The organism is Serratia sp. CY38905, from assembly GCF_052168875.1.
Classification (GTDB): Bacteria; Pseudomonadota; Gammaproteobacteria; order Enterobacterales; family Enterobacteriaceae; genus Serratia; species Serratia sarumanii.
Window position 1 is genome coordinate 1,013,917 of sequence record NZ_JBJNLV010000001.1, and the last position, 23,017, is coordinate 1,036,933.

A 23,017-nucleotide genomic window follows, 5' to 3' on the forward strand; every position below is an offset into this window, starting at 1 on the left:
CTACAGGAACATCAGGAAATACAGCAGGAACACGTTAACCAACAGCAGTAGCACGCCGGTCGGCACCTGCGCCTTGATCACCGCATTCTTGTCCGGTAGCTCCAGCAGCGCCGCCGGCACGATGTTGAAGTTCGCCGCCATCGGCGTCATCAGGGTGCCGCAATAGCCGGAGAACATGCCGATCGCCGCCATCACCGCCGGGTTGCCGCCGTGCTGCAACACCAGGATCGGAATGCCGATGCCGGCGGTAACGATCGGGAAAGCGGCGAAGGCGTTGCCCATCACCATGGTCAGCACAGCCATACCGATAGCGTAGACCGCCACGGCGATAAAGCGGTTATCCACCGCCAGATACTCCTGGGTCAAATGCGAGATCGCGGTGCCGACGCCGGCGACGGTAAACAGCAGCCCCAGCGTGGCGAGGATCTGCGGCAGAATGAACGCCCAGCCGATCGAATCCAGCAAGCGCCGCGCTTCCTGCACCGGCTGCAGCGCCTTCTCGTGGGTCATTTTCACCGCGATCGCCAGGCCAATCAGGCAGCCGACGGTCATTGAGAACAGGGTGATCAGCGTCGCATGGTTGCCGCTGCCGAATACTGCGCTTTGCAACGCCGGCACGTTGTTGAACAGCAGCACGCCGATCACCGTCACCACCGGGATCGCCAGAGCGGGGATAAACAGCTTGTTGCCCAGGCGCTTGGCGCTGGCCTCGCGCTCCTGCGGCGCCCGCTGGTGATAGCTGCCGAGGCGCACACCGCCAAAGCCGGCGATCAGGGCCATCACCACCACCACCACGCCAACGATGATATGCAGCATGCGTTTTTCGTTGCTGCCCTCGCCCAGCACGTCGCCCAACAGGCGGTAAGTCCAGTCGCCGACCAGGAACACCAGGCCGTACAGCCCCCAAAACAGCCCAGTGGTGATGCGGCGCGGGTTGGCGCGATCGCGGAAGGACATCACCGCCACAATCAGCAGCACCGCGCCGGCCAGCCAGTAGAGATATTGTTGCTGGAAGTTCATCATGCCTCCCCCTTCGCCTGCAGCGCCGCCTGATTCAGCTGCGCCAGCTCGGCGCTCAGCTGTTTATCCATCCGATACAGCCGGAACGCGTGGATCAGGAAAGCGAAAATCGCGGTCGGAATGCCCCACAGCGCGATATGCAGCGGCTCGGTCTGAATGCCGCCGGACTCCAACATAAAGTTGTGCATGAAGATGATCGCGCCGAAGGCGACGAAGATATCCTCGCCGAAGAACAGCCCGACGTTGTCGGTCGCGGCCGACATGGCGCGCAGACGGTGGCGCGTGCGCTCCGGCAGCTCGCCGTAGCGGTTTTCCGTTGCCCCTTCTGCCATCGGCGCCAGCAGCGGCCGCACCATCTGCGGATGCCCGCCCAGGCTGGTCAGCCCCATCGCCGCGGTAATCTCACGCACGAACAGGTAGACGATCAGCAGACGGCCGGCGGTGGCGCTTTTGATCCTGGCGATCCACGTCTGCGCGCGTTCTTTCAGCCCGTGGCGCTCCAGCAGGCCGATCACCGCCAGCGGCAACAGCAGGATCAGCGGCAGGTTGCGGGTGTTGAGAAAACCCTCGCCGAGCTTTTCCAGAATGACGTCCAGCGGCATCAGCGCCGCCAAACCGGTGATGATGCCGGCGGCGATCACCACCAGCACCGGGTTGAAACGCAATACAAACCCGACCACGATGGCGGCGATGCCAATCAGTGGCCAGAGATTCACGGCCTGTTCCATAGTCTTCCCTCGATATTTTCTAATAGTTTTTTGCTTGTGATGTTGTGTCTTGCTTTATTGCTCCGCGCTGACGCGGATGCCCTGCTGAACAAAACTGTCCCGCAGCTTGCGCGCATACGCCAGCGCATGCTCGCCGTCCCCATGCAGGCAGACGGTTTCCGCCTGAACGGCGGTCCAGACGCCATCCACGCTGCGCACCCGGTGATGGCGCACCATCTCCAGCGTTTGCGCCAGCGCCTGTTCGTCATCCTCAATCAGCGCCCCCGGCAAACCGCGCGGCACCAGCGTGCCGTCGGCCTGATAGCCGCGATCGGCGAATACCTCCTGTCGGGTAGTCAGACCAAGTTTTTCCCCGGCGCGAATCAGCTCGCTGCCGGCCAGCCCCACCAGCCGCAGCGCCGGATCGACCGCCTGCACCGCCCGGGCGATCGCTTCCGCCAGCGCTGGCTCAACCGCCGCCTGGTTGTACAGCATGCCGTGCGGCTTAACGTGCACCATCACCCCGCCCTCGGCGCGGGCGATGGCCGCCAGCGCCCCGAGCTGATACACCACCTGCGCGTACACCGTTTCCGGCGGCAGCTGCATGCGGGTGCGGCCGAAGTTCTCCCGATCGGGAAAACTCGGGTGGGCGCCGATCGCCACGCCGTACTGCAATGCCCAGCGCACCGACTGACGCATGGTCTGCGCATCGCCGGCGTGGAAGCCGCAGGCGATGTTGGCCGAGCTCACCAGTTGCAACAGCGCCTGGTCGTTGGCGCAGCCTTCGCCGAGATCGGCGTTCAAATCAACGATCATGTAACCCCCAGGCAATCTGTCGAAGGAAGAGATCCTGCTCGGCTTTGGCGCGCTGCGCCTCGGCCAGTGAGCAGAGAACGAAGTGGATCGGTTCGCCGAGACGGATCTGCGCCAAGTGGTAGAGATCGGCCTCGATCACGCAGGCGATACGCGGGTAACCGCCGGTGGTTTGCGCATCGGCCATCAGCACGATCGGCTGGCCGTTGTGCGGCACCTGCACCACGCCGGGCAGCAGGCCGTGCGACAGCATCTCTCTATCGGTGGTGCGCGCCAGCGGCGTGCCGCCGTGCAGGCGGTAGCCCATGCGGTTGCTCTGCGGGCTGAGCTGCCAGGCGGTGCGCCAGAACGTGTCCTGCGCCTCTTCGCTGAATTCGGCGTACTCCGGCCCCGGCAGCGCGCGGATGCGGTTGGTGAACAGCAGCTGCTTCACGCCACAGCGGTGTTGCGGCAGCGCGGTGGATTTGCCCAGCGGCAGCCGATCGCCATCCTTCAGATTACGGCCCTCGTGGCCGCCAAAGGCGGCTTTCATGTCGGTGCTGCACGAGCCCAGCATTTCCGGCACGGCGATGCCGCCCGAGATCGCCAGGTAGCTGCGCATGCCGCGTTTCGGCGTGCCCAGCGCCAGCCGCTGCCCCTTTTTCACCGGGTAGCGCCAGCCGGTCCACAGCGGCTTGCCGTCCAGCTGCGCGTCGCAGCCGGCACCGGTCAAGGCGATCCAGCCAGGGCGGGTAAACTCGGCGCTGAACTGGCCGAGGGTGATCTCCAGCCCGGCGGCCTCCGGCGCATTGCCCACCAGCAGGTTGGCGATCTTCAGCGCCGGTTGATCCAGCGCCCCGCCGGTGCTGATGCCCAGGCGGCGGAATCCCTCGCGGCCCAAATCCTGCACCGTGGTATAGATGCCGGCACGCAGAATAATCAGCATACGCCCTCCTTCTGCGGCACGAAGCGCACGTTATCGCCCGGGCGCAGCAGCGTCGGCGGCATTTCATGCGGATTGAACAGCGCCAGCGGCGTGCGGCCGATCAGCTGCCAGCCGCCGGGCGTCACCAGCGGATAGATACCGGTCTGGCCGCCGCCAATGCCAACGGAACCGGCCGCCACCGCCAGACGCGGTTCCGCGCGGCGCGGCGTCGCCAGCTGTTCCGGCATGCCGCCCAAATAGGAGAAGCCCGGCTGAAAGCCGAGGAAATAGACCACGTAGGCCGCCGCCGCGTGGCATTCCACCACCTGCCGCGGCGTCATGCCGGTATGGCGCGCCACTTCATCCAGATCGGGGCCTTGCTCCCCGCCGTAGACCACCGGAATATCCACCTGGCGCGATTCCGGCGTCAGGCTCTCTTTGCTTTCCCAACCTTGCTGCAGCAGCACGAGCATCGCTTCGGCGTCGGCCTGCGGCGTATGCAGCAACAGCGTCAGGTTATTCATCCCCGGCACCACTTCCCGCACGTCGGGATGGTGATTCAGCTTTTCCGCCAGCGCCCAGATGCGCTGCTGGCTCGGTAAGGTCACCGGCGGCGACAGTTCAAGCACTACCGCTCTTTCACCCAACAGGTAATAACGTGCTTGTTGCACCCTTATTCTCCTTATTATTATCGCGATGAAAAACACACCAGTTATGCGTGACGCGGCCCCGGCTGTCAATAGAACGCAACCATAGGGAAAATAAGGAAATAGCACGATAGAAGGATTCAGCCGGCGCACAGGCCGGGCTGGATCCGGGGAAGAAAAAAATCAGGCGGGATTCGGGATGTCGATAAAGGTCACATCAAAGCCGTGGTGCTGCGCCAGCCAGTCGCCCAGCGCCTTCACGCCGCCGCGCTCGGTGGCGTGGTGGCCGGCGGCGAAGAAATGCACGCCCATTTCGCGCGCGCTGTGAATGGTCTGCTCAGACACTTCACCGCTAATGAACGCATCGACGCCGAAGCGCGCCGCGCTGTCGATAAAGCCCTGGCCGCCGCCGGTGCACCAGGCCACCCGGCGAATGTGCTCAGGCGCGTTATCGCCGCAGTGCAGCACCGCGCGCCCCAGCCGGCTTTCGATACGCTGCTGCAGCGCTTCGCCGGTCAGCGGCTGTTCAAATTCGCCGTGCGGCACCAGCGGCTCGACGTCGCCAATCACCCGAATGCCCAGCGCCTGCGCCAGCTGCGCGTTGTTGCCCAGCACCGGATGCGCGTCCAGCGGCAGGTGGTAGCCGTACAGGTTGATATCGTGGGTCAGCAGCGTTTTCAGGCGGTTGCGCTTCATGCCGCGCACCGCCGGCGCCTCGTTTTTCCAGAAATAGCCGTGGTGCACGATAATCGCATCGGCCTGATGCGCCACCGCGGCGTCCAGCAGCGCCTGACAGGCGGTGACGCCGGTCACGATGCGCTGCACGTGCGGGCGGCCTTCTACCTGCAATCCGTTGGGGGCGTAGTCCTGAAACGCCGCGGCGTTCAGTTCCGTGTTGATCAGTTGTTCCAGATCGAGGTTACGCATTCTCTTCTCTCTTCATAGTCAAAATGTCTGCCGGTCGCCCTGCGCCATCAGGATGAATTTCACCCCCAGATCGTTGCCCTGCGCCAGCTGTTGCGCAATGGCGGCGCGCGCATCTTCGCCCTGCTTCAGGCTGGGCTTGATGTGGCTGATCACCACCGGCAAACCGTTCAGCGAGCCATCGCCGCCGCTGTACTGCGTCAGGTTCTTCAGCTCCTTCAGCAGCCAGGCCGGCGTCAAATGGCCGTACAGATGTTTATCCTCCACCCCATTAGGGTAAGAGGTTTCGATAATCATGCCCTTGAGCTTCTTCTGCTCGACAAGCGGCCCCAGCGCGCGCCAGACGGTATCGAGATCGCGCGACTGCTCCACCTTATCCGGCCCGGTATCGCCGAAGTAGGCGAAGAACTCGTTGCCGTTGGAAATCAGCAGCATCGACGACGGATAGCGATCGTGGCTGAGCGGGTACATCACGCCGGTCAATCCGGTCAGGCCGAGGGTAAACCGCTGCTGCGGCCGCACCGTTTGCAGCCGGTAGGTGCCCAGCCGCGAACCGTTGCCGGCGTCGGTAAAGTTCGGCCACGCCTTCCAGTTGAAGTAGTGATTACGTAGGGTCAGCACGGTGTCCGCCTGGGCGTAAACGGTTTTTTTATTGTCCTCGGGTGAGCCGAGGATCAGCCCCGCCACGTGGTCCAGGTGGCCGTGGCTGATAAAGTAGCTGCCGATCAACTGCCGGAACACATAGCCCTGCGGCGTGTAAGGCGCGGCCAGCTCGGGCGTCACCTGCGGGAAGCTGCCCTTCTCCAGCCCTTTGGCGATGCCCGGCAGCAGCGAACCGGCGTCCAGCGCCACATACCGCGGCTGATTGTCGCTGCGGATCAGGTAGGAAGTCAGGTTGCCGTCGCTGACGCCGCCGTCGACGCCCAGCGCCACCACGTCAAAGCCGGCGATCGCCAGCGCCGAATAGCCGCTCAGGCACAGGGCCAGCACCTTTTTCATCATTGCATCGCTCCTTGCAGTTGCCTCAAGACTCTCCCCGTTTTGCCGCCTCGAACGCCGCCAGCGTCTCCAGCCGGGCTTGCTTATGATCGACGATCGGCAGCGGGTAGTTCAGCGTGCATCGCTGCTTTTCCGCCCAGCGATGGGGATGATGGATGTCATTGTCGGGCACATCCGCCAGTTCCGGCAACCATTTACGGATAAAAGTGCCTTGTGGATCAAAACGTTCACCCTGAGTCGTCGGGTTGAAGATGCGGAAATACGGCGCGGCGTCGGTGCCGGTGGATGCCGCCCACTGCCAGCCGCCGTTATTGGCCGCCAGATCCCCATCCAGCAGTTGCGACATGAAATAGCGCTCCCCGGCGCGCCAGTCGATCAACAGATCCTTCACCAGAAAACTGGCGCTGATCATGCGCAGCCGGTTGTGCATCCAGCCGGTGGCGTTCAGCTGGCGCATGGCGGCATCGACGATCGGGTAGCCTGTTTCGCCCCGCTGCCAGGCGTGCAGCTTCGCCGCGTCATCGCACCAGCGCACCTTGTCCGTCCAGGCAATAAACGGCCGATGGCGGCACAGATCGGGATAGGCCACCAGCAGATGGCGATAGAACTCACGCCAAATCAGCTCGTTGAGCCAGGCGAAGGCACCGCTTTCGCGATCTTCCAGCAGTTGCGGGCATTCGGCGCGCAGGCGGTTGAAGCACTGGCGCGGCGACAGCACGCCGATCGCCAGATAGGGCGACAGGCTACTGGTGCCGGCGAGGGCCGGCAGATCGCGCTGCCGGAGGTAATCCTGCACCTGCTCGCGGCAAAAGGCGCGCAGCCGCTGCAACGCGGCCTCCTCACCGGCGGGATAGCCATCCCCAGTCTCCGCCATAGGGTAATCGAACGCCGCCGGCGCCTCAGGCGCAGGCAACGCGCCACCGGCGCGAGTCTTCGGCGCCGGCAGGCAACTCACGTCGGACTCGGTCAGGCGTTGAAGAAAGGCGTTGCGAAACGGCGTATAGACCTTGTACATCTCGCCGCCGCCGGTGAGTACGCTGCCCGGCGGCAACAGCAGGCTGTCATCGAAACCGTGACACCTCACCCGGCCACTCAACCGCTGTTCCAGCCGCGCATCGCGCCGCCGTTCGTTCAGTTCGTACTCGCGATTGTAAAACAGCGCATCCACCTGCTCTCGCTCGCAATAGTCCGCCAGCCAGTCGATCGACGCGGCAAAGTCCGCACAGGAATGGCAATGCAGCGCAATGCCCTTGTGCGCCAGCGCCTGCTGCACCGCCTGCAGGCTGGCGTGGATCAGCGCCGCCTGCCGCGGCGCCATCTCATGTTGCCGCCACTGCTGCGGTGTGGCGATAAACACCGCCAGCACCCGGGCTTCGGGATCGCTGCAGGCGGCGTGCAGGGCTTTGTTGTCGGTGATACGCAGATCGTTACGCAACCAGACCAGATGCGTGGTCATAAAACTCCTTGTCAATCAATGGCCGTAACGCAAACGCAGCGCCTCCGGATAAGGTTCGAAATAGCGTTGTTCCGCCAGATAGCGATCGGGGTATTCCGCCATGTAATGCTTGAGCAGCGCGATCGGGGCCAACAGCGGCTGCATGCCCTGCCGGTAGCGGTCGATCAGGTGCGCCAGCTCCTGGCGCTGCGCCGTACTGAGCTGACGGCGGAAGTAGCCCTGCACGTGCATCAACACGTTGGTGTGGTTGCGCCGCGTTGCCTTGTGCGCCAACAGCGCCATCAGGCGGCTGCGGTATTCCACGGCGAAGGCCTCCAGCGAATCCCAGCGGTGAATATCGGCGACGAAGCGCCCCAATTCGCGATACGCCGGCTGCGAATGCGCCAGCAGCGACAGCTTGTAGCGGCTGTGAAACGCGATCAGCCCGCCGCGGGTCAGCCCCTGGCGCCACAGCATGTTCAACTCGTACAGCGCGTACACCCGCTCGATAAAGTTTTCCCGCAATGCCGCATCCTGCAATCGTCCGTCTTCTTCCACCGGCAGCCACGGCATCTGGCGCAGCAGTTCCGCGGTAAACAGCCCGACGCCGTTTTTACGCGAGTCCTTGCCGTTTTCGCTGTAGACCCGCACCCGCTCCAGGCCGCAGCTCGGTGACTTGGCGCAGACGATATAGCCGCACAGATGCTGCAAGGCCGCCACGCGCTGCGCGGAGAAGCCGCGCATCTCCTCGGTCAGATCCACGCCGGCGTCGTTGCTGTAGCGCATCGCCGGCCACGGCTGCGCCTGTTTCACCAGGCGCAGCGCCGGGCGTGGTGTAGGCAGGCCGATCGCCATTTCCGGGCAAACGGGCTCAAAGCGCACATAGGGCGCCAACTGTTCCACCGCAAAGGCCAGCCGTTTGTGGCCGCCGTCGAAACGCACCGCGTCGCCCAGTAAACAGGCGCTGATGCCGATAGGGATCTTGTCGCTCATACCGCTCTCCCGTGTTGTTGACCGATGAGGAAAGTGTAGAAGAATGGCTTGCCGAATACGACCTTGCGCTTGATAGGGCCGACTATAGGCATAAAAAAACCCTCGCCGCAGGGCGAGGGTTTTTTCGTGAATCAGCAGTGGCTCAGTAGAAATCGCAGGACGCCAGTTCCGCCTGCTGCAGCCAGACCGGCTTATCGCTGGTTTTTGACCAGACGCGGTGCAGGTAGCTGTAAAAACGCCCGCGATCGCTGCGGAACAGCATCACCGGCAGAGCCAAAATGCCCGCGATAACTACTGCGCTGCGGCGCAGGAGAATCCGATGCAGTGAATAAGCGTGATAGGTCGTAGACATGCGAACCTCCTTAAAAACGCCTGCCGTTGATTTGTCAGGGAAAACGGCGTCGGCGTATCAAATGAACAATCGGTAATTTGGTAACTGGACAAAATTTTAGCGCACTTGATGAAAGTTTACTACTCATCCGACCACTAAATCGCACAAAAAATCGCTAATCGCCGCCGCGATCCGTAATTTTGTTACAGCAAGGTTAATTTTTAACTTACCATGAGTTACATTGTGGTTATTATCTGGTTCATTATTTCCCGCTTACGCCTGTTCTCCCTCCCCCCATCAGGGACAATCTCGCCACCGGCCTGATGATTGAAATGCTAAATTTTCGCTGAAATTTCAGCCATTTTTATACTTTTTTTACACCCGCCCGCGCGATTTTTTCATCTTCTTTCTACCCCTCTCCCTACACTGCCTCTATCAAAAACAACACCTCTGGAGGTGTCCCGTGAGTTTCAGCGTTATTGGTGGTGCGCTGTTGGTTCTGCTGCTGTTGGCCTATCTGGTCTACGCCCTGTTTAACGCGGAGGATTTCTGATGGCGGCTTCAGCCTTTTTACTGATCGCCAGCTTCCTGCTGGTGCTTCTGCTGCTGGCCCGGCCGCTGGGCGGCTTTATGGCGCGCCTGATCGAAGGTGAGCCGCTGCCTGCGCTACGCGGGGTGGAAGCCGGCGTCTGGCGCGCCTGCGGCATCCGCGTCACCGAGATGAACTGGTGGCAGTACGCGCTGGCAATACTGGCGTTCAACCTGCTCGGCCTGGCGCTGCTGTTCGCCCTGCTGATGACGCAGGGCTCGCTGCCGCTCAACCCGCAAGGCTTCCCGGGCCTCTCCTGGGATCTGGCGCTCAACACCGCCGTCAGCTTCGTCACCAACACCAACTGGCAAGCCTACAGCGGCGAAAGCGCCCTCAGCTATTTAAGCCAGATGGCCGGGCTGGCGGTGCAGAACTTCGTCTCCGCCTCCACCGGCATCGCCGTGGCCTTTGCGCTGATCCGCGCCTTTACCCGCCGCGCCGGCAACACCGTCGGCAACGCCTGGGCCGATCTGTTCCGCATCACGCTGTATGTGCTGCTGCCGATCGCGCTGCTGATCGCCCTGTTCTTCGTCAGCCAGGGCACGCTGCAAAACTTCCTGCCTTACCTGCACGTCACCACGCTCGAAGGCGCGCAGCAGACGCTGCCGATGGGGCCTGTGGCCTCGCAGGAAGCGATCAAGATGCTCGGCACCAACGGCGGCGGCTTCTTCGGCGCCAACTCGGCGCACCCGTTCGAGAACCCAACCGTGCTGACCAACTTCGTGCAGATGCTGGCCATCTTCCTGATCCCCTGCGCGCTGTGCTTCTCCTTCGGCCAGTTGGCCGGTGAAAACCGCCAGGGCCATGCGCTGATCTGGGCGATGGCGCTGATCTTCGTGGCGGCGGTGGTGGCGGTGATGGTCGCCGAGCTGGCAGGCAACCCGCACCTGAGCGCGCTGGGCGCCGACAGCAACATCAATATGGAAGGCAAAGAGTCGCGCTTCGGCATTCTCGCCACCAGCCTGTTCTCGGTAGTCACCACCGCCGCGTCCTGCGGGGCGGTTAACGCCATGCACGACTCCTTCACCGCGCTGGGCGGCATGGTGCCGATGTGGCTGATGCAGATCGGCGAAGTGGTGTTCGGCGGCGTCGGCTCCGGGCTGTACGGCATGCTGCTGTTCGTGCTGCTGACGGTGTTTATCGCCGGTCTGATGATCGGCCGCACCCCGGAATATCTGGGCAAGAAGATCGACGTTTACGACATGAAGATGACCGCGCTGGCGATCCTGGTCACGCCGACGCTGGTGCTGCTGGGCAGCGCGCTGGCCATCGGCACCGACGCGGGCCGCGCCGGCATCCTCAACCCGGGCGCCCACGGCTTCAGCGAAGTGCTGTACGCCCTGTCCTCCGCCGCCAACAACAACGGCAGCGCCTTCGGCGGGTTGAGCGTCAATACGCCGTTCTACAACCTGCTGCTGGCCTTCGCCATGTTCGTCGGCCGCTTCGGGGTGATCCTGCCGGTGCTGGCGATCGCCGGCTCGCTGAGCGCCAAGCAGCGCCAGCCGGCGGGCAACGGCACCCTGCCGACCTATGGGCCGCTGTTTATCGGCCTGCTGATCGGCACCGTGCTGCTGGTGGGCGCGCTGACCTTCGTGCCGGCGCTGGCGCTGGGCCCGGTGGCCGAGCATTTGCAGCTTTGGTTGGCAAACTAATCGACGTCACAGAGAGAGAATAAGAGATGACTCGCAAACAACGCGCGCTGTTTGAACCGGCTCTGGTGCGCACCGCGCTGATCGATGCGGTGAAAAAACTGGACCCTCGCGTTCAATGGCGCAACCCGGTGATGTTCGTGGTGTATATCGGCAGCATTCTGACCACCGCCATCTGGCTGGCGATCCTCACCGGCCAAACCGACGGCGCCGCCGCCTTCACCGGCAGCGTCGCCCTGTGGCTGTGGTTCACCGTGCTGTTCGCCAACTTCGCTGAGGCGCTGGCCGAAGGGCGCAGCAAGGCCCAGGCGGAAAGCCTGAAGGGCACCAAGAAAACCAGCTGGGCGAAAAAGCTGGCCGGCCCGCGCCGCGACGGCGCCACGGAGAAAGTGGCCGCCGAGAGCCTGCGCAAAGGCGATATCGTGCTGGTGGAAGCCGGCGATACCATCCCGTGCGACGGCGAAGTGCTGGAAGGCGGCGCCTCGGTGGATGAAAGCGCCATCACCGGCGAATCCGCGCCGGTGATCCGCGAGTCCGGCGGCGACTTCTCCTCGGTCACCGGCGGCACCCGCGTGCTGTCCGACTGGCTGGTGGTGCAGTGCAGCGTCAACCCGGGGGAAACCTTCCTCGATCGCATGATCGCCATGGTGGAAGGCGCCAAACGCCGCAAAACGCCGAACGAGATCGCGCTGACCATCCTGCTGGTGGCGCTGACCATCGTGTTCGTCCTGGCCACCGCCACCCTGTTCCCGTTCTCGCAATACAGCGTGGAAGCGGCCGGCAGCGGCAGCGTGGTCACCATCACCGTGCTGGTCGCGCTGCTGGTCTGCCTGATCCCCACCACTATCGGCGGCCTGCTGTCCGCCATCGGCGTGGCCGGGATGAGCCGCATGCTCGGTGCCAACGTGATCGCCACCAGCGGCCGCGCGGTGGAAGCCGCCGGCGACGTGGACGTGCTGCTGCTGGATAAAACCGGCACCATCACGCTGGGCAACCGCCAGGCTTCGGAGTTCCTGCCGGCGCCGGGCGTGAAAGAGCAAGAGCTGGCGGACGCCGCGCAGCTGGCCTCGCTGGCGGACGAAACGCCGGAAGGCCGCAGCATCGTGGTGCTGGCCAAACAGCGCTTCAACCTGCGCGAACGCGATCTGCAGGCGCTGAACGCCACCTTCGTGCCCTTCTCCGCCCAGACCCGCATGAGCGGCGTCAACGTGCAGGAGCGCATGATCCGCAAAGGCGCGGTGGACGCCATTCGCCGCCACGTCGAAACCAATCAGGGCCACTTCCCGCGGGCGGTGGACGATCTGGTGGAAAGCGTGGCGCGCACCGGCGGCACGCCGCTGGTGGTGGCGGAAGGCGCCCGGGTGCTGGGCGTGGTGGCGCTGAAGGATATCGTCAAGGGCGGCATCAAGGAACGCTTCAATGAGCTGCGCAAGATGGGCATCAAAACGGTGATGATCACCGGCGATAACCCGCTGACCGCGGCGGCGATCGCCGCCGAAGCCGGGGTGGACGATTTCCTGTCGGAAGCCACGCCGGAAGCCAAGCTGGCGCTGATCCGCCAGTATCAGGGAGAAGGCCGTTTGGTGGCGATGACCGGCGACGGCACCAACGACGCCCCGGCGCTGGCGCAGGCCGATGTGGCGGTGGCGATGAACTCCGGCACCCAGGCCGCCAAAGAGGCGGGCAACATGGTCGATCTGGATTCCAACCCGACCAAGCTGATCGAAGTGGTGCACATCGGCAAACAGATGCTGATGACGCGCGGCTCGCTGACCACCTTCAGCATCGCCAACGACGTGGCCAAATACTTCGCCATCATTCCGGCGGCGTTCGCGGCCACCTACCCGCAGTTGAACGCGCTGAACGTGATGCACCTGCACTCCCCCGCCTCCGCCATCATGTCGGCGGTGATCTTCAACGCCCTGGTGATCGTGTTCCTGATCCCGCTGGCGCTGAAAGGGGTGAGCTATAAACCGATGAGCGCCGCGGCCCTGCTGCGCCGCAACCTGTGGCTATACGGGGTCGGCGGTCTGCTGGTGCCGTTCGTCGGCATCAAATTGATCGACCTGATCCTGGTCGCGCTGCACGTCGCCGGTTAACCATTGAGGGAAATGAACATGACTTATTTACGACCTGCGCTGGTGATGCTGATTTTGCTGACGCTGATCACCGGCATCGCCTATCCGCTGCTGACCACCGGGCTGGCGCAGCTGCTGTTTCCGGCCGCGGCCAACGGCTCGCTGCTGTACCAAGGCGACAAGGCGGTCGGCTCCGCGCTGATCGGCCAGAACTTTACGCGCGCCGACTATTTCTGGGGCCGCCCGTCGGCCACCGGCGATTCGGCCTATAATCCACAGGCCTCCGCCGGCAGCAACCTGGCGGCCACCAACCCGGCACTGGATAAGGCTATCGCCGAACGCGCAGCGCAGCTGCGCCAGGCCAACCCGGCAATGAGCGGCCCGATCCCGGTCGATCTGCTGACCGCCTCCGGCAGCGGGTTGGATCCGCAGATCTCGATCGCCGCCGCGCAATATCAGCTGGCGCGGGTCGCGGCGGCGCGTCATCTGCCGCCGGAACAGGTCGCCAAACTGATCGACGACAATACCGATCGGGCCACGCCCAACTTCATGGGGGAATCGGTGGTCAACGTGCTGAAGCTGAACCTGGCGCTGGATGCGTTGAAGTAACGCGCCGTATTCAGCATAGTGATAGGGTTCGGCATGCCGAACCCCTTTTTGCTTGGTAACACAAGGAATTGTCATGGTCGAAGAAGAGCAGCAGCGCCCCGATCCCGATAGCCTGCTGGCGCTGGCCAATGAAAAACCGCGCGGCCGGTTGAAGGTATTCTTCGGCGCCTGCGCCGGCGTGGGCAAAACCTACGCCATGCTGCAGGAGGCCCAGCGTTTGCGCGCTCAGGGGCTGGACGTGCTGGTCGGCGTGGTGGAAACCCACGGCCGCAGCGAGACCGCCGCCCTGCTCGACGGCCTGTCGCTGCTGCCGCAAAAACGCATCCAGCATCGCGGCCGGCTGGTGCATGAATTCGATCTCGACGCCGCGCTGGCGCGCCACCCGGCGCTGGTGCTGATGGACGAACTGGCGCACAGCAACGCCCAGGGTTCGCGCCACCCCAAACGCTGGCAGGATGTGGAAGAGCTGCTGGACGCCGGCATCGACGTGCTGACTACCGTCAACGTGCAGCATCTGGAAAGCCTGAACGACGTCGTGGGCGGCGTGACCGGCGTGCGGGTGCGCGAAACGGTGCCCGACCACGTGTTTGACGAAGCCGCCGAAGTGGTGCTGGTCGATCTGCCGCCGGACGATCTGCGCCGGCGGCTGCACGAAGGCAAAGTGTATATTCCCGGTCAGGCCGAGCGCGCCATCGAGCACTTCTTTCGCAAAGGCAACCTGATCGCCCTGCGCGAGCTGGCGCTGCGCCGCACCGCCGATCGGGTCGATGATCAGATGCGCGAGTTTCGCGATACCCAGGGGCGCGAGAAAGTGTGGCATACCCGAGACAGCATTCTGCTGTGCGTCGGCCACAACAGCGGCAACGAAAAGCTGGTGCGCATCGCCGCCCGGCTAGCGGCGCGGCTCGGCTGCCACTGGCATGCGGTCTATGTGGAAACCCCCAAGCTGCACCGGCTGCCGGAAAACCAGCGCCGCGCCATTCTGCGCGCGCTGCGGCTGGCGCAGGAGCTGGGGGCAGAAACCGCCACCCTGGCCGATCCGTCCGAAGAGCGCGCGGTGCTGCGCTATGCCCGCGAGCATAACCTCGGCAAAATCATCATCGGCCGCCGCAGCGAACAGCGCTGGAAGCTGCGCGGCAGCTTCGCCGATCGCCTCGGCCGGCTGGGCCCGGATCTCGATCTGGTGATCGTGGCGCTGGAGAACGACGCCGCGCAGCCGCCGCCGGGCAAGGAGCACGACGGCCGCAGCTTCAATGAGAAATGGCGCATGCAGCTGCGCGGCTGCGCGGTGGCGGTGGCGCTGTGCGCGCTGATCACCCTGCTCTCGCAGTGGCTGCTGCCGGGCTTCGATCAGGCCAACCTGGTGATGATCTATCTGCTCGGAGTGGCGATCGTCGCGCTGTTCTTCGGCCGCTGGCCGTCGGTGCTGGCGGCGGTGATCAACGTCGCCAGCTTCGATCTGTTCTTCGTCCAGCCCGAATGGTCGTTCGCCGTCAGCGATATGCAGTATCTGCTGACCTTCGGCGTAATGCTCGCCGTCGGCATCATCATCGGCAACCTGACCGCCGGGGTGCGTTATCAGGCCCGGGTGGCGCGCTACCGCGAGCAGCGGGCGCGTCACCTGTACGAAATGTCGCGCGGGCTGAGCCGCGCGCTGACCGTGGCCGACATCGCCAACACCAGCCGCCACTTCCTCTCCAGCAGTTTCCAGGCGAAAACCGTGCTGCTGCTGCCGCAGGAAGACGGCCGCCTGCAACAGATGGTCGGCGAGGAAGGCGGGCTGCTGTCGGTAGATGAAGCCATCGCGCGCTGGAGCTTCGACAAAGGCCTGCCGGCCGGCGCCGGCACCGACACCCTGCCCGGCGTGCCTTACCAGTTGCTGCCGCTCAATACCCCCAAGCAGACCTTCGGCCTGCTGGCGATCGAGCCCAACAACCTGCGCCAGCTGATGGTGCCGGAACAGCAGCGGCTGCTGCAGACCTTCGCGGTGCTGATCGCCAGCGCGCTGGAGCGGCTGCACCTGGCGCGCAGCGCCGAAGAAGCCAAGCTGGACGCCGAGCGCGAACAGCTGCGCAACTCGCTGCTGGCGGCGCTGTCGCACGATCTGCGCACGCCGCTGACCGTGCTGTTCGGCCAGGCGGAAATCCTCACGCTGGACCTGGCGGCCGAAGGCTCCAATCACGCCACCCAGGCCAGCCAGATCCGCCAGCAGGTGCTGAGCACCACCCGGCTGGTGAACAACCTGCTGGATATGGCGCGCATCCAGTCCGGCGGTTTCAGCCTGCGGAAAGAATGGCAGTCGCTGGAAGAGATCGTCGGCGCCTCGCTGCACATGCTGGAGCCGCTGCTCAGCCAGCATCCGATCGTGGTCGAGCTGCCGCCGGAACAGATCCTGGTCAACTGCGACGGCAGCCTGCTGGAACGGGTGTTCACCAACCTGTTGGAAAACGCCAATAAATACGCCGGCGCCGAGGCCACCATCGGCATTCGCGCGCGCACGCTGCCCGAGTGGCTGGAAGTCGAGGTCTGGGATAACGGCTCCGGCATCCCCGCCGATCAGCTGCAGCTGATTTTCGACAAGTTTTCACGCGGCAATAAAGAGTCGGCGATCCCCGGCGTCGGCTTGGGGTTAGCGATTTGCCGTGCCATTATTGAAGTGCATGATGGCCGCATCTGGGCGGAAAACGGCGCCAACGGCGGCGCCAGCTTCCGCTTCGTGCTGCCGCTGGAAAAACCGCCCGAGATCGACGGTGACGCCTTCGATCTGTAATCAACGCAGGGGAAACGTGAGCATAACGCCAACCAACATTCTGATTGTTGAAGATGAAAAAGAGATCCGCCGCTTCGTGCGCACCGCGCTGGAGAGCGAAGGCCTGCGGGTGTTTGAAAGTGAAACGCTGCAGCGCGGGCTGATTGAAGCCGGCACGCGCAAACCGGATCTGATCATCCTTGATTTGGGGTTGCCGGATGGCGACGGGCTGAGCTACATCCGCGATCTGCGGCAGTGGAGCGCCATTCCGGTGATCGTGCTGTCGGCGCGCAACGCCGAGGAGGACAAGATCGCCGCACTGGACGCCGGCGCCGACGACTACCTCAGCAAGCCGTTCGGCATCGGCGAGCTGCTGGCGCGGGTGCGGGTCGCGCTGCGCCGCCACTCCGCCAGCCAGCAGGAAAGCCCGCTGGTGAGTTTTTCAGCGATCACCGTCGATCTGGTGAATCGCCGGGTGCTGCGCAACGACGAAGACCTGCACCTGACGCCGATCGAGTTTCGCCTGCTGGCGGAACTGCTGGCCAACGCCGGCAAGGTGATCACCCAACGTCAGCTGTTGAGCCACGTCTGGGGGCCGAACTACGTGGAGCACAGCCACTACCTGCGCATCTACATGGGCCATCTGCGGCAGAAGCTGGAAGCCGATCCGGCCCGGCCCAAACACCTGCTGACCGAAACCGGCGTCGGCTACCGCTTCATGCCTTAACCCCGGCGGGCGCGGTGTGCCGCGCCTTTACGCCGCCGGGCCTTTCTTCAATCCGACCATAAATTCCTTAAACGCATCGCGCAGCGGAGCGAACACCGGGTGTTTGCGGTTTTCGATCATCACTTCGGAGAACAGCTTCAATCCCACAGCGAAGGCCGCGCTCTGCTCGGGGCCGAAGTTCAGATCGTCACGCGCCCGGATACGCTCGACGATCTCGAGAATATCGTCGTGGTTGGTCACTTCAAAACTCAGCGGCGCTTTCGCGACGGGATTGCCCTGGCGATCGCTCAGGGCTTCAACGGTAATAGTAAAACGGTGGCCGGGCATCAGTTCTTCTCCTGCTGCGTGGGTTGAATATGCATTTCGCTTTCGATCGCCGCCACGGCGGTCAGCAACGCGGCGTTGATGCGCTCCACCTGCTGCGGCGTAAGATCGGCGCGCATCACGTTGCCGCGCAGCAGGCTGCGCAGGCGGTTCATGGCGTCGTAGATGCCTTCCGCCAGGTTGCCGTGCCGATGATGCTCGCGGCCGGCGCCCGCCAGGCGCGCCAGAATGACGTCAACCACCTGTTGATGCTTTTGCAGCTCGCCCTCGCCCGCGGCGGTGATGCGGTAGCTTTTGCGGCCGTTGCCGGTGGTGAGCGGCTCAAGGAAATCCTGCTCTTCCAGCAGCGTCAGCGTGGGGTAAATCACCCCCGGGCTCGGCACATACAGGCCGGAAGAGGCTTCCTCGATCGCCTTGATCAGCTCATAGCCGTGGCTGGGCTTGCGCGCCACCAGCGCCAGCAACACCAGGCGCAGATCGCCGTGTTCGAACAGACGATGACGCCCGCCCCGGCCGCCGCGCCCACCCCGGCCGTGCTCTTCGCCGTCGCCGCCGAAATGATGGCGCCCGCCGCGATGACGGCGGCCCTCTTCACATTCATGATGGTCATGGTGATGCCGGTGTAAACCTAATCGATGAAACATAGGGTGATACCTCGCTTTAACAGTGAACATCAATACGAGGTTGTTTAGATATATCTAAACAGCGTCGATAACGCTAATCTAGATCGATATATCTAAATGCGCAAGCACGCACCGATAAAAAGATATATCTAAATTTCAGGCATAAAAAAAGCGCTGTAAAAACAGCGCTTTTTATCAATCAGGGAAAGTGATTACTTGGCGGAAGCCAGCACTTCGCTGACGATTTCGACCGCTTCATGCTCAATCTTCTCGCGGTGTTCCGCGCCGAGGAAGCTCTCGCAATAGATCTTGTAAGCCTCTTCGGTACCGGAAGGACGGGCCGCGAACCAGCCGTTGTCGGTCATCACTTTCAGCCCGCCGATCGAGGCGCCGTTACCCGGCGCCGCGGTCAAACGTGCGGTGATCGGATCTCCGCCCAGCGTACTGGCCTTGACCATCTCCGGCGACAGCTTGGACAGCGCCGCTTTCTGCGCATGGGTTGCCGGCGCCTGGATGCGGTTATAGCTCGGCGCACCGAAACGCTTGGCCAGATCGTCATAGTGATGCTGCGGGTTCTCACCGGTTACCGCGGTGATTTCAGCCGCCAGCAGGCACATGATGATGCCGTCTTTGTCCGTCGACCACGGCTGGCCGTTGAAGCGCAGGAACGAAGCCCCGGCGCTCTCTTCGCCGCCGAAGCCCAGGCTGCCGTCGAACAGGCCGTCCACAAACCATTTGAAACCGACCGGCACTTCCACCAGCTTGCGGCCCAGGTCGGCCACCACGCGGTCAATCATCGCGCTGGACACCAGCGTTTTACCGACTGCGACATCGGCGCCCCACTGCGGGCGATGTTGGAACAGGTAGTTGATGGCTACCGCCAGATAGTGGTTCGGGTTCATCAGGCCTTTCGGCGTGACAATGCCGTGGCGGTCGTAATCCGGATCGTTGGCGAACGCCAGATCGAATTTGTCGCGCAGCGCCAGCAGGCCGGCCATCGCCGACTCGGACGAGCAGTCCATGCGGATGATGCCGTCGTGATCCAGGTGCATGAAGCGGAAGGTCTGATCGATGGAATCGTTCACCAGCGTCAGATCCAGCTTGTAGTGTTCCGCCACGCGCTGCCAATAGGCGATGCCGGAGCCGCCGAGCGGATCCACGCCCAGCTTCAGGCCGGCGCGTTGAATGGCCGGCATGTCGACCACCTCAACCAGGCCTTCGACATAAGGCTGCACCAGGTCTTTGGCGTGCAGGTGGCCACTGTTCCAGGCCTTGTCCAGCGACTGGCGCTGAACGCCTTTCAGCTGCTGCGCCAGCAGTTCGTTGGCGCGCTTCTCGATCACCGACGTCAGGTTGGTGTCAGCCGGGCCGCCGTTCGGCGGATTGTATTTGATGCCGCCGTCTTCCGGCGGGTTGTGGGACGGCGTAATGACGATGCCGTCGGCCTGCGCGCCGCCGCGGCGGTTGTGGCACAGAATGGCGTGCGATACCGCCGGCGTTGGCGTGAAACCGTTATTTTCCTGCACGATCACATCGACGCCGTTGGCGGTCAGCACTTCCAGCACGGAAATGAAGGCCGGCTCAGACAGCGCATGGGTGTCTTTGCCCACGTAGCACGGGCCGGTGGTGCCCTGCTGATGACGAACTTCGGCGATCGCCTGAGCGATGGCGAGGATGTGCGCTTCGTTGAAGCTGTGGCGCTGCGCGCTGCCGCGGTGGCCGGAGGTGCCAAACTTCACCGCGTGTGCGGCATTGCCGGCTTCAGGTTGCAGCACATAGTACTGCGACGTCAGCTGGGCTACGTTGATCAGATCGCTTTGGCGGGCGGGCTGCCCGGCACGTGGATTATTCGCCATCGACATATCTCCCTCATCCCTGTCGGTGACCGGGCAATACGTCGCGCACGGCCAGCATGACGGGCTGTTCGCTAAATTAGACGGTACCGCAAACTTTCTCGATCAGTTCCGCCGGGAACTGCATCGCCTGCATGATGTGTTCGATCATGCTGCGTTTGCGGCCGGTATTGGTATTGGTGATCACCCAGTAAGGGGTGCCCGGTACATGCTTCGGCTTGGTATGCGTGCCGTTGGCCAGCAGGGTCTGCTGATCGCCGGCGAAATAGGTGCGGGTACGGCCGGTCAACGCCTCTGTGGCGGCGGCGAAACCGGCGGCATCGAGGGTGTACAGCGTGGACAGCACCAGCATGAAACGGTTGACCGCTTTGTTCTGCTCGGCGTATTCATCCGATAACAGCAGCTCACGCATGGCGCGCACGCGATCGCGCGGACGCTGCGCCGGCGCCGCTTTTTCCAGCTCGACGGACTGCGGGGCACTGGCGGCAGGCAACGCGCGCACCGGCTGCCCGGCGGTGAATTTCAACATGCGGCGTAAAATATCGGACGCGCTTTCACCGATGTGTTGCGTGTGGCTGGCAATATAACGGTAAAGCTCTTCGTCGACTTCAATAGTTTTCATCTTTATCCAATACTGTTTTTTCTACTTAGAACCTGAAGCCAGATCCTGCATTCAAGCCATGGGATTATAAGGTTAAAAGCGCTGGGGCGAACACAACAATGTGCCTCCGGACGGCAAATGCAGACTAATACCTATAGCCGGCACTGCCAAGCCCGCGCCGCGAAAATTCTGCATGATTCATCGTGCGATTCAATCATGATACCCTAATCTGAATCTCTCTCAGTATGAACTTCGCCATGAAATTACATTATCAACTGTTGGCCGCCGAGTCAGACGCGCTGCCGGTGCTGCTGATCCACGGGCTGTTCGGCAATCTGGACAACCTGGGCGTGCTGGCGCGCGATCTGCATAAACAGCACACGGTGATCAAGGTAGATCTGCGCAATCACGGCCTCTCCCCGCGCGCCGACGACATGAACTACCCCGCCATGGCGCAGGATCTGCTGGCGCTGCTCGACGAACTGCAGCTGGAGAAAGCGATCGTCATCGGCCATTCGATGGGCGGCAAAGCGGCGATGGCGCTGACCGCCATCGCGCCCGAGCGCGTCGCCAGGCTGATCGTTATCGACGTCGCGCCGGTGAATTACCAGACCCGCCGCCACGACGAGATTTTCGCCGCGCTGAAGGCCGTCAGCGCCGCCGGCATCACCCAGCGCCAGGCGGCCGCCGAGCTGATGCGCGACTACCTGCAGGAAGAAGGCGTGATCCAGTTCCTGCTGAAGTCCTTCCACAACGGCGAATGGCGCTTCAACCTGCCGGTGCTGATCGCACGCTACGAAGACATCACCGGCTGGCAGGAAGTCCCGGCCTGGCCGCACCCGACCCTGTTCATTCGCGGCGGCCTGTCGCCGTATGTGCAGGACAGCTATCGTGCGGACATCGCCCGCCAGTTCCCGCAGGCCCGCGCGCACGTCGTCGCCGGTACCGGCCATTGGGTGCACGCCGAAAAACCGGAAGCGGTGCTGCGCGCCATCCACCGTTTCCTCGACGAAGCCTGAAAAACACGCTTTCCTGGCGAAAAAACGCGCTAAAGATAACGGCTTAGCGCGTTTAGCCCGCAGTTAGGCATTGTCGCCGCTCCATCTGCTGGGGTAATATGGCGCGCTATAATTTTGCCGCCGCGCCAGCGCGTTCGCGAACGCCGGTTCGGGGGTGAATTTGGGTTAGGGTTTATTGGCCCGAAGTGTGTTAACCGATGCCTCCGGAAGCGTGCGAGCGCTTTTTGATGCAAACTCCCTTGCAGTACCGCTACCTATGGCAAAAGAACAAACGGATCGCACGACGCTGGATCTGTTCGCAGATGAACGCCGTCCGGGGCGCCCGAAAACCAACCCGCTCTCCCGCGATGAACAGCTTAGAATCAATAAGCGCAATCAGTTACGGCGCGATAAAGTGCGTGGATTGCGGCGCGTAGAGCTGAAAATCAACGCGGATGCGGTGGACGCCCTGAACAAACTGGCGGAACAGCGCAACATCAGCCGCAGCGAACTCATCGAGCAGATGCTGTTGGCGCAACTGGCGGAAGAACAGCCGGAACATTGATCTCTTCGGCCGCACGCGCGGCGCGGCGTTAAGGACAACGCCGGATCGACCACGCTTTTCTTCATTCTCCGGCATCGCATAAATGCGATAAAACCCCGGCGCCACTTTCTGGCATGATACGCATTTACCGGCTAGAGACTGCGCCTGTCGGCGCCCGCCCCGGAGGCGAAAGGCTCTTGCCATGGCATCATTTTAATCGGCGTCAGCGGCGGCAGTGCCGGCGTCGAGTAATGCAATTACTTGAATTTAAAGGTTATACGCGATATGGCTACTGTAGGCATTTTCTTTGGCAGCGACACTGGCAATACCGAAAACATTGCCAAAATGATCCAGAAAATTCTCCAGAAACAGTTTGGCGACGACGTCTCTGAAGTGCATGACATCGCTAAAAGCAGCAAAGAAGACCTGGAAGGGTTCGATATCCTGCTGCTGGGTATCCCGACCTGGTACTACGGTGAAGCACAGTGTGACTGGGATGATTTCTTCCCGACGCTGGAAGAAGTCGACTTCAACGGCAAACTGGTGGCGCTGTTCGGCTGCGGCGACCAGGAAGACTACGCGGAATACTTCTGTGACGCGATGGGCACCATCCGCGACATCATCGAACCGCGCGGCGCGGCCATCGTGGGCCACTGGCCGACCAAAGGCTACCACTTCGAGGCCTCCAAAGGCCTGGCGGACGACGATCACTTCATCGGTTTGGCGATCGACGAAGACCGCCAGCCGGAGCTGACCAACGAGCGCGTGGACGCCTGGGTCAAACAGATCGTCGAAGAGCTGAGCCTGGCCGATATCGTCGGCTAAGCCCCGGCACTGGCGAAAGGTTGAACAAAGGCCCTGTAAAGTGCATAGTGTGCCCACAGGGCCGTCATCGGCAGC

At 62.9% G+C, this 23,017-nt stretch carries 23 protein-coding genes; 9 read left to right on the top strand and 14 right to left on the bottom strand.

Features of this window, described 5'->3' with window-relative positions:
• The 10 genes from ACJ8MK_RS05140 to ACJ8MK_RS05185 all read right to left on the bottom strand — a co-directional run bounded on the left by ACJ8MK_RS05140 (nt 1) and on the right by ACJ8MK_RS05185 (nt 8,794).
• Nucleotides 1–1,020: a DUF979 domain-containing protein gene (locus tag ACJ8MK_RS05140; protein WP_094860042.1), complete on the bottom strand. Its 1,020-nt coding sequence runs from the start codon at nt 1,018–1,020 to the stop codon at nt 1–3.
• Nucleotides 1,020–1,748: a DUF969 domain-containing protein gene (locus ACJ8MK_RS05145; protein ID WP_442517569.1), complete on the bottom strand. Its 729-nt coding sequence runs from the start codon at nt 1,746–1,748 to the stop codon at nt 1,020–1,022. The genes ACJ8MK_RS05140 and ACJ8MK_RS05145 overlap by 1 nt, the downstream gene beginning before the upstream one ends.
• 54 nt (nt 1,749–1,802) lie before the next feature.
• Nucleotides 1,803–2,543 (bottom strand): 5-oxoprolinase subunit PxpA, encoded by a 741-nt coding sequence (gene pxpA, locus ACJ8MK_RS05150; RefSeq protein ID WP_033655166.1) that lies wholly within the window; start codon nt 2,541–2,543, stop codon nt 1,803–1,805.
• Nucleotides 2,533–3,465: a 5-oxoprolinase subunit PxpC gene (pxpC, locus tag ACJ8MK_RS05155; protein ID WP_033637465.1), complete on the bottom strand. Its 933-nt coding sequence runs from the start codon at nt 3,463–3,465 to the stop codon at nt 2,533–2,535. Before pxpC ends, pxpA begins: the two co-directional genes overlap by 11 nt.
• Nucleotides 3,459–4,115, bottom strand: a complete 657-nt coding sequence (gene pxpB, locus ACJ8MK_RS05160) for a 5-oxoprolinase subunit PxpB (RefSeq protein ID WP_101427886.1) — start codon at nt 4,113–4,115, stop codon at nt 3,459–3,461. Before pxpB ends, pxpC begins: the two co-directional genes overlap by 7 nt.
• A gap of 159 nt (nt 4,116–4,274) precedes the next feature.
• A complete protein-coding gene (locus tag ACJ8MK_RS05165; RefSeq protein ID WP_025301873.1) occupies nt 4,275–5,018 on the bottom strand; it encodes a type 2 GTP cyclohydrolase I in 744 nt (247 codons plus the stop codon).
• A gap of 18 nt (nt 5,019–5,036) precedes the next feature.
• Nucleotides 5,037–6,017: an MBL fold metallo-hydrolase gene (locus ACJ8MK_RS05170; RefSeq protein WP_047568879.1), complete on the bottom strand. Its 981-nt coding sequence runs from the start codon at nt 6,015–6,017 to the stop codon at nt 5,037–5,039.
• A gap of 22 nt (nt 6,018–6,039) precedes the next feature.
• Nucleotides 6,040–7,470 (bottom strand): deoxyribodipyrimidine photo-lyase, encoded by a 1,431-nt coding sequence (gene phrB, locus ACJ8MK_RS05175; protein WP_442517570.1) that lies wholly within the window; start codon nt 7,468–7,470, stop codon nt 6,040–6,042.
• Nucleotides 7,471–7,485: 15 nt separating this feature from the next.
• On the bottom strand, nt 7,486–8,442 hold the full coding sequence (locus ACJ8MK_RS05180) for a YbgA family protein (RefSeq protein WP_033647169.1): 957 nt from the start codon (nt 8,440–8,442) through the stop codon (nt 7,486–7,488).
• Nucleotides 8,443–8,584: 142 nt separating this feature from the next.
• The gene (locus ACJ8MK_RS05185) at nt 8,585–8,794 is read right to left on the bottom strand and encodes a YbfA family protein (protein WP_004939916.1); all 210 of its coding nucleotides are present in this window, start codon (nt 8,792–8,794) and stop codon (nt 8,585–8,587) included.
• Between the two features lie 442 nt (nt 8,795–9,236).
• Between ACJ8MK_RS05185 and ACJ8MK_RS05190 the strand changes: the two genes are divergently transcribed.
• The 6 genes from ACJ8MK_RS05190 (at nt 9,237) to kdpE (ending at nt 17,174) form a co-directional block, all read left to right on the top strand.
• A complete protein-coding gene (locus ACJ8MK_RS05190; protein ID WP_016928742.1) occupies nt 9,237–9,326 on the top strand; it encodes a K(+)-transporting ATPase subunit F in 90 nt (29 codons plus the stop codon).
• Nucleotides 9,326–11,014 carry a potassium-transporting ATPase subunit KdpA gene (kdpA, locus tag ACJ8MK_RS05195; RefSeq protein WP_442517571.1) on the top strand — a complete coding sequence of 563 codons (1,689 nt, stop codon included), beginning with the start codon at nt 9,326–9,328 and terminating at the stop codon, nt 11,012–11,014. Before ACJ8MK_RS05190 ends, kdpA begins: the two co-directional genes overlap by 1 nt.
• Nucleotides 11,015–11,040: 26 nt before the next feature.
• Nucleotides 11,041–13,110: a potassium-transporting ATPase subunit KdpB gene (gene kdpB / locus ACJ8MK_RS05200; RefSeq protein ID WP_033637460.1), complete on the top strand. Its 2,070-nt coding sequence runs from the start codon at nt 11,041–11,043 to the stop codon at nt 13,108–13,110.
• 18 nt (nt 13,111–13,128) lie between these two features.
• Nucleotides 13,129–13,698, top strand: a complete 570-nt coding sequence (gene kdpC, locus ACJ8MK_RS05205; protein ID WP_047571678.1) for a potassium-transporting ATPase subunit KdpC — start codon at nt 13,129–13,131, stop codon at nt 13,696–13,698.
• A 73-nt stretch (nt 13,699–13,771) separates the two neighbouring features.
• Nucleotides 13,772–16,468, top strand: coding sequence for a two-component system sensor histidine kinase KdpD (gene kdpD, locus ACJ8MK_RS05210; RefSeq protein ID WP_442517572.1), 2,697 nt, complete (start codon nt 13,772–13,774; stop codon nt 16,466–16,468).
• Nucleotides 16,469–16,484: 16 nt separating this feature from the next.
• Nucleotides 16,485–17,174 carry a two-component system response regulator KdpE gene (kdpE, locus tag ACJ8MK_RS05215; RefSeq protein ID WP_033637458.1) on the top strand — a complete coding sequence of 230 codons (690 nt, stop codon included), beginning with the start codon at nt 16,485–16,487 and terminating at the stop codon, nt 17,172–17,174.
• A 27-nt stretch (nt 17,175–17,201) separates the two neighbouring features.
• On the opposite strand, the gene ACJ8MK_RS05220 is transcribed toward kdpE, so the two are convergent.
• The 4 genes from ACJ8MK_RS05220 to seqA all read right to left on the bottom strand — a co-directional run bounded on the left by ACJ8MK_RS05220 (nt 17,202) and on the right by seqA (nt 20,596).
• The gene (locus ACJ8MK_RS05220) at nt 17,202–17,501 is read right to left on the bottom strand and encodes a DUF3861 domain-containing protein (protein WP_033637457.1); all 300 of its coding nucleotides are present in this window, start codon (nt 17,499–17,501) and stop codon (nt 17,202–17,204) included.
• Nucleotides 17,501–18,142 (bottom strand): helix-turn-helix transcriptional regulator, encoded by a 642-nt coding sequence (locus ACJ8MK_RS05225; RefSeq protein ID WP_197803161.1) that lies wholly within the window; start codon nt 18,140–18,142, stop codon nt 17,501–17,503. Before ACJ8MK_RS05225 ends, ACJ8MK_RS05220 begins: the two co-directional genes overlap by 1 nt.
• Before the next feature lie 191 nt (nt 18,143–18,333).
• Nucleotides 18,334–19,977, bottom strand: coding sequence for a phosphoglucomutase (alpha-D-glucose-1,6-bisphosphate-dependent) (pgm, locus tag ACJ8MK_RS05230; protein WP_033638690.1), 1,644 nt, complete (start codon nt 19,975–19,977; stop codon nt 18,334–18,336).
• Nucleotides 19,978–20,053: 76 nt separating this feature from the next.
• Complete coding sequence (gene seqA / locus ACJ8MK_RS05235) at nt 20,054–20,596, bottom strand: replication initiation negative regulator SeqA (RefSeq protein ID WP_033637454.1); 543 nt, start codon at nt 20,594–20,596, stop codon at nt 20,054–20,056.
• Between the two features lie 224 nt (nt 20,597–20,820).
• Here seqA and ybfF point away from each other — a divergent pair, with 224 nt between their 5' ends.
• The 3 genes from ybfF (at nt 20,821) to fldA (ending at nt 22,942) form a co-directional block, all read left to right on the top strand.
• Nucleotides 20,821–21,594, top strand: coding sequence for an esterase (gene ybfF / locus ACJ8MK_RS05240; RefSeq protein ID WP_077791435.1), 774 nt, complete (start codon nt 20,821–20,823; stop codon nt 21,592–21,594).
• A 256-nt stretch (nt 21,595–21,850) separates the two neighbouring features.
• Nucleotides 21,851–22,138 carry a LexA regulated protein gene (ybfE, locus tag ACJ8MK_RS05245; RefSeq protein WP_004939936.1) on the top strand — a complete coding sequence of 96 codons (288 nt, stop codon included), beginning with the start codon at nt 21,851–21,853 and terminating at the stop codon, nt 22,136–22,138.
• A gap of 264 nt (nt 22,139–22,402) precedes the next feature.
• Nucleotides 22,403–22,942: a flavodoxin FldA gene (gene fldA / locus ACJ8MK_RS05250; RefSeq protein WP_025301862.1), complete on the top strand. Its 540-nt coding sequence runs from the start codon at nt 22,403–22,405 to the stop codon at nt 22,940–22,942.
• Nucleotides 22,943–23,017: the final 75 nt, after the last annotated feature.